This is a genomic window from Pseudoalteromonas rubra, from assembly GCF_000238295.3.
Taxonomy (GTDB): Bacteria; Pseudomonadota; Gammaproteobacteria; order Enterobacterales; family Alteromonadaceae; genus Pseudoalteromonas; species Pseudoalteromonas rubra.
Genome location: NZ_AHCD03000044.1, coordinates 104,026 through 115,935 on the forward strand (window position 1 = coordinate 104,026; position 11,910 = coordinate 115,935).

10 protein-coding genes are annotated in these 11,910 nt (G+C 48.0%); 3 read left to right on the forward strand and 7 right to left on the reverse strand.

What is annotated here, in order from left to right:
• Window positions 1-10 precede the first annotated feature (10 nt).
• The 5 genes from PRUB_RS21695 to PRUB_RS21715 all read right to left on the reverse strand — a co-directional run bounded on the left by PRUB_RS21695 (window position 11) and on the right by PRUB_RS21715 (window position 6,122).
• Window positions 11-739 (reverse strand): glutathione peroxidase, encoded by a 729-nt coding sequence (locus tag PRUB_RS21695; protein WP_010384420.1) that lies wholly within the window; start codon window positions 737-739, stop codon window positions 11-13.
• 196 nt (window positions 740-935) lie between these two features.
• A complete protein-coding gene (locus PRUB_RS21700; RefSeq protein ID WP_010384419.1) occupies window positions 936-3,116 on the reverse strand; it encodes an ATP-binding protein in 2,181 nt (726 codons plus the stop codon).
• A 69-nt stretch (window positions 3,117-3,185) separates the two neighbouring features.
• Window positions 3,186-4,205 carry an AraC family transcriptional regulator gene (locus PRUB_RS21705; protein ID WP_010384418.1) on the reverse strand — a complete coding sequence of 340 codons (1,020 nt, stop codon included), beginning with the start codon at window positions 4,203-4,205 and terminating at the stop codon, window positions 3,186-3,188.
• A complete protein-coding gene (locus PRUB_RS21710; RefSeq protein ID WP_010384417.1) occupies window positions 4,205-4,984 on the reverse strand; it encodes an SDR family NAD(P)-dependent oxidoreductase in 780 nt (259 codons plus the stop codon). Before PRUB_RS21710 ends, PRUB_RS21705 begins: the two co-directional genes overlap by 1 nt.
• Before the next feature lie 109 nt (window positions 4,985-5,093).
• Entirely contained in the window at window positions 5,094-6,122 is a 1,029-nt protein-coding gene (locus PRUB_RS21715) for a DUF4097 family beta strand repeat-containing protein (protein ID WP_010384416.1), read from the reverse strand.
• Between the two features lie 258 nt (window positions 6,123-6,380).
• Here PRUB_RS21715 and PRUB_RS21720 point away from each other — a divergent pair, with 258 nt between their 5' ends.
• On the forward strand, window positions 6,381-7,166 hold the full coding sequence (locus PRUB_RS21720; RefSeq protein WP_010384415.1) for an MBL fold metallo-hydrolase: 786 nt from the start codon (window positions 6,381-6,383) through the stop codon (window positions 7,164-7,166).
• Here the strand turns inward: PRUB_RS21720 and PRUB_RS26820 are convergent.
• Window positions 7,163-8,071, reverse strand: a complete 909-nt coding sequence (locus PRUB_RS26820; protein ID WP_010384414.1) for a GNAT family N-acetyltransferase — start codon at window positions 8,069-8,071, stop codon at window positions 7,163-7,165. The genes PRUB_RS21720 and PRUB_RS26820 overlap by 4 nt on opposite strands.
• Window positions 8,072-8,710: 639 nt before the next feature.
• Here PRUB_RS26820 and PRUB_RS21730 point away from each other — a divergent pair.
• Together PRUB_RS21730 and PRUB_RS21735 are read left to right on the forward strand one after the other, a co-directional pair.
• Window positions 8,711-9,181 carry a GNAT family N-acetyltransferase gene (locus PRUB_RS21730; RefSeq protein WP_010384413.1) on the forward strand — a complete coding sequence of 157 codons (471 nt, stop codon included), beginning with the start codon at window positions 8,711-8,713 and terminating at the stop codon, window positions 9,179-9,181.
• A gap of 91 nt (window positions 9,182-9,272) precedes the next feature.
• Window positions 9,273-9,650: a response regulator gene (locus PRUB_RS21735; protein WP_010384412.1), complete on the forward strand. Its 378-nt coding sequence runs from the start codon at window positions 9,273-9,275 to the stop codon at window positions 9,648-9,650.
• Between the two features lie 64 nt (window positions 9,651-9,714).
• Here the strand turns inward: PRUB_RS21735 and PRUB_RS21740 are convergent, their stop codons facing one another.
• Window positions 9,715-11,883, reverse strand: a complete 2,169-nt coding sequence (locus PRUB_RS21740) for a M3 family metallopeptidase (protein ID WP_010384411.1) — start codon at window positions 11,881-11,883, stop codon at window positions 9,715-9,717.
• Between the last annotated feature and the right edge of the window lie 27 nt (window positions 11,884-11,910).

Genomic DNA, 11,910 nt, shown 5'->3' on the forward strand with positions numbered 1-11,910 from the left:
GCTACGGGCATTAAGCGAAGTGTGCAGCCAGGTCGTCTGAGCCGCCAATGTGTTTACCGCCAATGAACACCTGCGGTACAGTTTCACGACCAGACAGAGCTTTAAGGCTGGTCAGTGTGGCTTGTTGACCTAATACCAGTTCTTCATATACCAGACCTTTCTCATCCAGCAGCGCTTTTGCTTTGGCGCAGAAAGGACAACCAGGTTTAGTGATGATTGAAACAGGCTGAGGCTTAACCTGCTCCGGATTGATGTATTCAAGCATGGTATCCGCGTCTGATACTTCAAACGGGTCGCCCGGTACGTCTGGTTCAATGAACATTTTTTCGATAACGCCATCTTTAACCAGCATAGAGTAACGCCAGCTGCGCTTACCAAAGCCTAAGTCTTTTTTGTCAACCAACATGCCCATGCCTTCAGAAAACTCGCCGTTTCCGTCCGGGATAAGTGTCACATTCTCAGCTTCCTGATCTTTGGCCCAGGCGTTCATGACAAAGGTATCATTTACTGAAATACAGACGATGTCGTCAACACCATTTTGTTTAAATACGCCAGCCAGCTCGTTGTAACGCGGCAGGTGTGTAGATGAACAAGTTGGAGTAAAGGCGCCTGGTAGCGAGAAAACCACTACTGTTTTACCTTTGAACAGGTCATCTGTGCTGATGTTTTTCCATTCGTCGTTTTCACGCACCGGGAAAGTTACCTGAGGAATTGTCTGACCTTCGATATTGTTTAACATACTGTTTGTCTCCTTTGATTTCGATGTAGCCATTATCAGGCGAATCGATTCATTTGTATAATGGGTTAAATTAATCAGTTCAATTGGAAAAATGGAATGCAACGCTCGCTCAGTGCAATGCACTCAGGCGATGGTGTTTTTAGCCTAGTTCGAATTACTCTAAAGTAAAACTGTAAAAAGGGGAAGGCGGCCGGGTTTAGTCGCCAGAGGGGGCGCGTGCTGCGAGCGGCAGTGTCAGTGTGACCCGCAGACCGCCTAATTGACTGTGAGACAGGGACAGCTGTCCCTGATGTAATTCTGTGAGTTTCTGACAGATGGACAGGCCCAGACCTGAGCCGCCTAAATCACGACTGCGGGATTTATCGCAGCGATACAGTCGCTCGGTGAGACGAGGCAAGTCTTCGTCACTGACACCCGGGCTGGAATCTTCAAAGTGACACACCAGCTGCTCATCTTGTTGGGCAATGGTGACACTGACCTGACCGGGCTTGTTACTGTAATGGCAGCTGTTACGTGCCAGGTTGTTGAAGATTTGATGCATCCGGTTAATATCGCAGGTAACCTCCAGTGTGTCTGACAGTGTGTTTCGTGCACTGAGTGTCAGGTTGTTTTGCGTGACTAATGGCTGGATTGCACTGAGTAACTCATCAAACAGTGCTTTGGCAGGTCGGGTGTGCAAATCCAGTTGCAGACTATGTGTGTCTGCCTGCGCTAACTCGTAAATATCAGCAATAAGCGTATTTAACATAGATAAACGGCTTTGCATCAGGGTGTAAGTGGCGTCCGGATCGGTAATGAGATTGTGCTGGAGTGCTTCGATATTCAGTTTGAGTACGGTCAGCGGCGTTCTCAGTTCATGAGAAACATCCGCCAATAACTGCTGTTTGAGTGTCAACGCCTGGTTTAGCACCCCAGCCTCTTTTTCCATGACTTTGCGTTTTTTCAGATGGTACAGGTAAAACATCAGGAAAAAGTTTAGCAGCACGATAATCGCAGCTGCCAGGATAACACTTTGTAGTTTGTTCTGGCGTTTTTGCTCATCCAGTCCGCTTTGCAACTGATTCACCTTGAGCGTTTCTAAATGGAGTTCAGCGTCACGTTTTTTGGCTTCCAGACGGGTCAGTCGCGACTGTTCTGTCTGCTGCTCGAGTAATTCAGTGGCCTGCGTCTGATAGCGCAGTGCGGATGCAAAGTCTTGTTGTTGCTGATAGGCAAATGCGAGCACCTTTGCGGCTTCCACCATAGTATCGGTCGGCTCGGCTTTGAAAAAAGGCATTAACTGTTCAATGGCCAGTTCCGGGCTGTTGTGACTCAATGCTCTGGCGTACCAGACAAGGTGTTGGCTGTGGAGTAGCTTATTATGGATCGGGCTGATTAAAGTCAGGCCCTGGCCGATGAGATTTGCGGCCTGAGGGTAGTTACCTTTGCTCAACTCAACACGACCCAGCCCGGCAATGGCCCAGCCCAGATTACGCTTGTGGTCGATTGATTCACTGAGGGCTTTTGCCTGTCCATATGCCTTATCAGCGGCAGTTAACTCTCCGAGTTGGAGATGTTGCTCGGCGATCCTGATCTGGTTTTGTGCCATATAAAGGCGATCATTCACCTCCTCGTCATAGCGATATGATTGCATGAAGGCGTCGAGCGCGGCCTGGTGGTCACCAAAATCGACAAAAATGTCTGCCAGACCATAATAAGTTGCGGATAACATGGCCTCGTCCGGCACGTTTTGCTGCTGCAGCCAGTTAAGCTGGGCCTGACGGCTTTCTAGTGCCCTGTCTAACTGGCCAAAGAGTTTATATATCCTGGCTTCTGTATCAAAGGCTGCATTGTGCAACGGGATATTATTGTCCAGTTCAGCATAGTGCTTTGCCAAAGCAATATGCTCAATGGCGTTCAGATCCGGGCTGCCTTTTGCAACGGCATTGGCGGCCATCCGATAGGCATGGCTGAGCATGCGCCAGTCCTGGGTGCGGGAGAAAAACTCGCTGGCTTTGAGAAAGTGGCTTTGAGCACTTTGGTTGTGGCCCAGACGAAAGGCCAGATCACCGTTTACCCAGTGATATTTGCCTTGCATAGAATCGTCAGGGTGCGCGATTAAATGCGTCGCGAGTGCATCCAGCCTGTGTTGTGCGCGGTCATACTCTCCCAGTCGTACCAGATGCAAAGCTGTACGATGCAGCACAAAGGTTCGCTGTTGCGCCGTGAGCGTTGATTGCGTGAGTAACGCCTCCCCTTCTTCCAGTGCAGCGCGGAATGATTTTTTCCCTTTCAGTGGGAATTGTTGCTCATAGGTAGCGAAATCTGCGCTGTGTGAGACCGAAGGCCAAAGTACACAGAGTTGGGCTGCAAAGGTTAAGGCGAGTAAATTTTTCAAAATCAGCGTCCAAAAGTATGACACTAAATTTTATGTGTAATGAGAATAAACGCCTATCCAACTTTTCTATTAAATTGAATAATCCTTGCCTACACTGTGCTCATTCTGGTTTCTGAAGTGGCCAGGAGGGACGCCATTCCATTGGTTAAACGCACGAATAAAGGTATTGGCATCACTAAAGCCCAGCAAAAAGGCGATTTCCTGTAACGACATACTGGAGCGACGCAGATACTGTCGGGCTAGGTCGGATCGCAGCGCGCTCAGCAGCGACTGAAAGTTTGCTGATTCCCCATCAAGTTTACGCTGTAATGTACGTTTACTGATCGCCAGCTTGGCTGCTACCTGCTCTGCGCTCACTTGCCCTGAGGGCAGTAATTCCATCAGCAGCGCTTTGACTTTTTGCGTCATACTGGCACTGGCATCGAGTTCAGCCAGACGCTGGGCCAGATCATTTTCAAAAAAAGACCACATAGCGGCGTTTTCAGTCATAAAGGGTCGCTGTGTGTCTGCTTGATGAAAACGTATCGCCACCTGATTGCTGAGTGTCAGACTGGTGCCAAAATAGTTTTCAAAATCAGCCATATTGTCCGGAAGTTGTGTCACATATAGGGTTTTGGGTATCACCTGTGTACGGGTTGCCAGGCGAGCAAGCTGGGTAAAAAAAGCCAGTTCGCACAGACCCAGCGATTTCGGCAGGGGTTTGTCGTAGCCATAGCAGTCCAGGCTGAGTAACAGGCCTTGCGCATCTTCGTGCACGTCCAGGGTCAGCGGACCGATCAATGGTTTGTAGCTGCTAAGACGGTGCATAGCGGCACTCAGATTGGCGCTACATAAGCAGGCAAAAATGGCTGGATCGAATGCCTCGATATTAAGATGTTGTGCCAATTTCAGCGGTAATGTTTCACCAAGCTGTGCTTCCATCGCATGCCACAGGTCAAAATACTGGGCCGCCGTTACTGAAGTGGGCAAGCTATGCCACAGATCTGCAGGTAGCTTTGCCTGTTTTAACAGCAGCGCCTGATCCAGGTCGAGATCTTTGAATAAGATCAGGCAATGTGGTGACAAGGTAAATTTTGCTGTTCGCTTCATTATTTTTCCATCGTACGGCGTGACAGTGCAAGTACCAGCCGACGTGGTAGCAAAGGCACTATCCAGTTGAGCATAAAGTTTAGCATAGGGTCGTTAAAGGCCAGAAGTTTACCTTTTTGCATCGCCTGATAACCACACCTGGCAACGGATTCGGGGCTTTTTCCTTGTTTAAAGACCGCGAGCTCTTCCAAGTTACCGGTTTTGGCAAACTCGGTGGCAACCGGACCCGGGCACAACGCCGTGACACTGATCCCGTGATCGCGCAGCTCTTCGGCCAGTGCCTGAGAAAAAGAAGTCACAAACGCTTTGGTCGCGTAGTAAGTTGCCTGCAATGGACCCGGTAGCAAGGAGACGGTGGACGAGACATTCAGGATTTTGCCGCGTTTACGGGTTGTCATATCCTGTACGAAGAGGTGTGTGAGCGCAGTAAGACTACTGATATTGACTTGTATCATGTCCAGATCAGCCTGTAATTCACGTTCATGAAAAAAGCCATGACCCCCAAACCCGGCGTTGTTGATCAGGATATCAATCTCTATGCCCTGGCGTTTTGTTTCATTGTAGATGGCCTGCGCCGACGCCGGTTCGGTGAGATCGGCAGTGATCACACAGGCGTTGACACCATGGGATTGCTCCAGCTCTTTTTTCAGGGCATTGAGCTTGTTTTCAGAGCGGGCGACCAGAACAAGGTCACCGCCCTGCTGTGCGTGTAAGCGCGCCAGTTCTAAACCAATACCTGAAGATGCGCCTGTGATCAGGGCTGTGTTTGCGTAAGTCATGATGTCACCTTGTTAGCAGAAGTTATGCGCTCATTGTAGAAGCTGAGCGCACACAATTCACTGGCAAAAGGTGACACTTTGCTTGCAAAAGGTGTCGTTGTGGGCGCGGTTAATCTCGAATATTGACTTCGCCACGGATCTTTTCAATACGCTGGCCGCCGGAGGAATCACCGGTGATGGTAAGGCCACCTGCCTGAATGACTTCGATATCGCCGGAATCATCGTCAATAGTCACATGACCTTTGATGTTTTGCAGCACCAGGTTGCCACTGCCATCATTGACCTTGGCATTGCCCTGCAAGTCCTGAACCCGGATAAATCCTGAGTCGTCGCGTAAATCAAGTGAATTACCGCCGCGGATCTCAAGGTTTCCGGAGCCATCTACAATGGTCAGGTCACCGCTCATATCGGTCAGACTGATGTTGCCTGATTCATCATCCAGGGTAAGCGAACGCCCGCCAATAATTTGGATATCGCCGGAACCGTCCTCAATATCCAGGTCCCCACGCATGTCGGTAATATATACCTGACCCGACGCGTCATCGAGCTTCAACTGGTTGCCACCCTGAATGGTAATGTCGCCTGAGCCATCTTCGATATCCAGCATGCCGCTGACGCCACGGATAATCATTTCCCCTGAACCATCATCAATTTTAACATTCGCTGCACCATTGATGCTGATATCGCCCGAGCCGTCCTCCAGCTCTATGTCTCCTGTCATGCCTTTGATAGCAAGGTCGCCTGAGCTATCGTCAATATCCAGTGTAAGATTGTTGGGTACGCGGACAGTCAGATCGATTCTGGGGCTATTGCCGCTGTACCAGACGATACCAACCCTGGCATTGTGTTTTGCGATCAGTCGTGCGTTGTTGCCGTCCTGTTCAAGCGTAAGCTGATAACTGTGATCTTTGTCTGTCAGTATTTTTGCATCAACTTCGATTTGTGTAAGCGTGTCATCACCGATGATATCCAATGAGCCTGAACTGGTATCTGCCATCAGGCTGTTTAAATTTGTGGCGTCCAGCGTCAGGGTTTTGTGCAGCTCCACGTCTGCTACTGTTTTACTGTGACCATCAATATGAATCACACAACCACTGAGTGCGAGTGCTGCGAATAAGGGAGAAAGTTTTTTGATCATGGCGCAATTCCAATTTGTTATTTTTTTCATTTGACTGGAATATAGCAAAACAAATGCCAAAAAGGATAGTTTATTTATATCAGTACCTTACGTGTTTATGGCGATTGGTGGTTTGGACGTAAATTGATTCAATTTAGCGATATTAACTAAATATTGGTGTAACCACCTATTCGCCAAGTATGGCCTTGTCACGGGAATGTCAATTATTACATCTAGCATTGGGTTTGTACCGAGTGGCGAATATTGACGAGCAGACTGATGTTAGATTCGATAGTGGCCCGGCCAACACAAGATAAACCGCATCACACCCATCGACAGGTGCCAGTGCCTGATTGTGCGCTATTTTTGGGCGTTGGTGCGGCCAGTGCGGCAGAGCTTGGTAATGCAGCATGTGTAATTTGCTGTGAAGACACTCCCTGGTTATTGATTGATTGCGGCCATGATACGCTGGCGCGATTCAAACGTACTTTTGGCAGCCAATCTTTGCCTCAGGCCGTATTTATCACTCACTTGCACTACGACCATGTTGGCGGCCTGGAGCAGTTGTATTTTAAGGCGGCATTAAGCGGACAAAAAGTGCGTTTATATGTACCAGTTCAGCTTATTCAGTCTTTGTGTGCGATGTTGGCATACACCGGACTGGCGGAGTTACGCCAAGATATCTGGCATACTTTTGAGTTGCACCCCGTTGGTGAGCACTTTTTTCATCAACAGCTCCGACTGAACTGCTATCCGGTTCGCCACCAGGCGCCCGGTAGTGCATTTTCTTTGCATCTTCCCGGGCGATTCTTTTACAGCGGTGATACCCGCCCTATTCCCGAGTTACTGATCCATCAGGTGACTCAGGGAGAAATCATTTTTCATGACTGTGTGGCATCTGGTAACCCCAGCCATGCCGGGTTGGACGACCTGTTACGAGAGTACCCGCCAGCCATTTTAGACAGATTGTGTGTATACCATTATCATTCACAGGAGGATGTGCAGGCGTTTGATGACGCCGGCATTCGTTACGCGAAACCACAGCAACTTATTCCTTTGTGTTAAGCCCCTTTACAGTGGGCTAACCTGATCTCAGCAAGCATTTCTTCTTCCTCTTCATCGAAGCCCGTTTCTACAAAGCCAAAACTGCCATAAAAGTCTTTGGCGACCGGATTGTCCGGTACATAACAGATGGCGATTTCTGTTACCTCTGGCAGGCTACGGATCTCTTCCAGTGCCGCTTGCAGCGCTTGTCTGCCTATGCCCTGTTGTTGATAGGCTTTATCAACCATCAAGCGCCAAATTGAAATACGATGCGGTTTTTCAGGGACCCACATCAGTAACCCGACTTGCTTATCCTGGTAGTTGACCGCACGCACTTCATAACCCGGATTATAGGCTGCTTCCAGTAAAGTCCATTCGTTTGGGGCCACCAACGGCTGTTGAGCTTCATGTAGTTCAAGGTCACCCAAATGTTCGAAGTTTTTTTGCCACACTGTGCTGAGGTATACCTCCGGCAGAGGCGTGTCACGATGCCACTCCATCAGATAAGCAGTGTCTCCCCAGCGGCCTTTAAATTCAAAAGACATGTCACTGAACAAACTGCGCATTCTTTCATTGCCCTCTGCATAGACGGCAGAAATTACCTGACAATCAGACTTGGCTCTGAGTTGTGTCAGTAACTGTTTCAGGGCTTGTCTGGCAAATCCCTGACGACGGAAGCGCTTGTCTATTGCCAGCTGTGTGATGGTATATTCATGTTTTGTGTCCTCAGGCTCCATGGGGTGATACTGTATAAACCCGACCAGCGTTTGATGATGGTAGATAAGCAGGTTTCGGTAGTATGGAAAAAACGCTGATTCGGCCAGAGTTTCGGCTGGCGACGCGATAAAATTCAGGTCTTCAGGCAACAATTGTAGCGCAAATACATCACTGTAATTGTCTTTATGGGCTGCTTTTAATGTGATCATGATACCTCCTTTTTTCCTTATATAGGTCCGTATTAGCGAAAACCCAAGCTTTTGTGTTTTTTTTATACAAATTAGCGGAGTTGTTTAAGTTGCTGTATTGTATGAAATTGTACGTGCTAGCCGGACTATTGGCCTAGTTTTTAGGATAATATTTGCACTATTTTCTGGTGTTTTGGGTCATTTTTTGCTATCTATGTTACTACTTTTGGTTGTAGTGCATTCTCCTTTATTAATACTTTTGTGGTTTTTACGTTGGGGGGAAGCATAGGAGAGTTGTTTATGTTGTTTTCACAATCAGACCGTACTGGTCAGAATCAGTGCTCACTGCTTTTTACCACGGTTGCCACCATACTGTTGCTTGCTATCACCCTTTGGCTAGCCTGAATGGTAAGATGCCATGGAGGGTATGAATGGCTATGTACCCGACAGACGTGACACCGTCTGACATTCTTCGTTAATTACATGCTGCAACATGTTTCCTTACCATTTAATCTGAATATATTTAGTTATATTTCCTGCAAAGTACGTTAAAATGTCCTTTTAGTTTGTCGCACCAGTCATTACGCTTAACCTGATTACGTGTCGTGTAAATGGGGTCTGACTGGGCCCGGAAAGTAACTGTCAGTTGAAAGGAAAATTATGCAACTAGTTGATTTAAAACCAGATGATCAAAGTGTTAGAGAACTATTTGCAGAAATTGACCGCTTGATGAATACCCTCTACCCCATTGCCAGCGATCAGTCTTTAGCTCTGGAAGAGCTCAATCAACCCAATGTACGTGCTGTTGGGCTACGCAACGAAGAGGGCATCGTGGCTTGTGGCGCCATCGTTAAACAATTCGATAAAACCTTATACGGTGAAATAAAGCGTTTGTATGTCAAACCTCAGTATCGGGGCAAGGGCTTGTCTAAGCGTATCATGCAAATCTTGTTGCATTACGCGGGCGATGCACAAATTCCACTGATCCGCCTTGAAACGGGTGTGAAGCAGGAACAGGCAATTAATTTGTACGAAAGCCTGGGTTTTGACCGTTGTGAACGCTTCGGTCTGTATCGTGATAACCCACTCAGTGTGTTTATGTCTTTATCACTAAACAAAGAATCAAATTAAGAATTTCCCTGATCCTTGCGAGTAAAGTCGACTTTGCTGATATCTTGGTCTAATTTTTATTCTTATTATCGGTGAAGTTAAGGAGAGACAGGTGAAGATACTGGTTGTTGATGACATGGCGTCAATGCGGCATGTGATGATAGGTATGCTCCGTCGGCTTGGTTTTACAGACATAGATGAAGCGACAGATGGCAAACGAGCACTGGAGCTACTCGAGGCAAAACCCTACCAGCTGGTGATTTCTGACCTGAATATGCCACACATAGATGGGCTGGCTTTACTCCACGAAATTCGTACCAGACCGGCACTAAAAAATCTCAAGCTTGTGATGGTGACCTGTGAAAACGGTCGTGAGCGGGTACAGCAGGTGTTACTAGAAAAAGTAGATGGGTTTATTATTAAGCCATTCAGCATGGCAACATTGGAAAAGCAATTTAAAAAGCTGCACTTACTAGAGATCATTGAGTAGCGTTTTAAAGATCCCGTTTGTAAGGGAAAGCCCTGTTATAACAGGGCTTTTTTGAATTCAAAGGTTACTTATCTGCATTGACCGGGAAGCCGCGATCTAACATCAGGGCTTCTACTGCCGCATCACGACCACGGAACTTGCGGTACGCCTCTGCCGGGTCCATTGCGTTACGGACAGAGAACAGGTAGTTCACCAGGCGATCGGCAACTTCTTCGTCATAAAAGCCACCTGGCGCGCTGGCAAATGCCTGTGCAGCATCTGATGTCAGCACTTCGGCCCACAGATAGCCGTAATAGCCGGCTGAATAACCTTCACCGGAGAAAACGTGACCAAAGTGTGTGGTGCGGTGACGCATGACGATCTCTGATGGCATACCAATGGCAGTCAGTTGAGATTTTTCAAATTCAACCGGGTCGCCAATCTGAGCTGGATTTGTGGTGTGGAACTTCATATCCATAATGGCTGATGCCAGGTATTCAGTGGTGGCGAAGCCCTGATTGAAGTTGGCTGCTTGCTTGATTTTATTCACCAGTGCTTTCGGCATAGGTTGACCTGTTTCATGATGAACTAGGAAACGATTAATGACTTCATCGGTGACCAGCCAACGCTCCAGCAGCTGTGACTGGAATTCAGTGTAGTCACGTACGCCAGAGTTGGAACCTGGGTATTTCACTTTAGAAGACAGAGAATGCAATGCATGACCGAATTCATGGAAATAGGTTTCTGCATCGTTCCACGAGATCAGGCTGGCCTGTCCTGCTGGTGCTTTTACGAAGTTTGAGTTGTTCGAGCTTAATACGTTGGTTTTGCCATCAAAGGTGGTGTGGCCACGGTATGAAGTAGCCCATGCACCTGAGCGCTTACCCTGACGGGCAAACGGGTCTAAGTACCATAAGCCAATGTGCTCACCGCTGGTTTTATCGGTGACTTCCCATACGCGTACGTCTTCGTGGAAGACAGGCACTGAGCCTTCAGGGACTTCGGTAAACTCAAAGTTAAACAGGCGACCTGCGACGTAGAACATGGCGTCACGCAGTTTGTCCAGCTGGAGATACTGTTTAACTTCGTTAGAGTCCAGGTCGTATTTGGCTTTACGTACTTTTTCAGAGTAAAAGCGATAATCCCATGGCTCAATCTTAATATTGGCCCCTTCTTTATCTGCCAGTGCCTGCATGTCTGCCACTTCTTCTTTTACGCGGGCAATTGCAGCTGGCCAGACTTTATCCATCAGCTCCATGGCATTCTTTGGATCTTTAGCCATGCGATCTTCAAGACGCCACTGGGCGTAGTTTTCATAACCCAGCAGTTGCACCCGCTCGTGACGCAATGTCAGGATTTCATTGATGATGGCTTTGTTGTTGTGCTCACCTGCGTTGTTACCACGGCTGTAGTAGTTCTGCCATACTTGCTTACGTAGCTCACGTTCAGTGGAGTACATCAGGAATGGGGCCATGGAAGAGCGGGTGTTGGTAACTGCATACATGCCTGGTTTGCCACGCTCCTCAGCCGCGGCAGCCGCAGAGGTAATGTAGGACTGAGGCAGACCAGAAAGCTGATCTTTGGTCAGGTATACGACATAGCCTTCTTCGTCGGCCAGTACATTATTGGCAAAGTCTGCGTGTAGCTTTGATAAAGCCAGGTTAATTTCGGCGTAACGTTCAGCGGCTTCACCTTCCAGTGTTGCACCGTTACGAGCAAAGCTGTTGTACTGTAGCCAGGTGATACGCTGTTCTTCAGCACTCAGTTGCTTAAACTCCTGGCTGTCATACACTGTTTTAACGCGCTCAAATAACGCCTTGTTTTGCGTGATTTTAGAACGGTATTGAGCGTACTTTGCCATCAGGCCGCCCTGCATTTGGCGAAATTCAGGTGATGAATTGTTGGCGCTCCAGATACCAAAGTAGGTAAAAAGGCGATCCAGTGCCTGACCTGAACGCTCCATCGCAACGATAGTATTATCGAACGTCGCCGGAGCGGTGTTGTTTGCAATCAGGTCAATTTCGCTTAAATGGTCAGCCAGTGCGATGTCCAGTGCAGGCTCAAGATCTTTCAGTTGTACTTTATCGAATTGAGGTACGCCTTGATAAGGACCAGTGAAAGGCTGTAACAGCGGGTTTTGGTATTGTTTTTCCGCAACGGTTGGCGTGGTTGTGCTGCTTTGCTGCGTGCTGCTACAGCCTGCCAGACCGATCGCAACGGCGGCGCTAAGTAGTGTTAGTTTGATTTTCAACATAGTTGGTTTTCGCTTGTTGGTATTTTA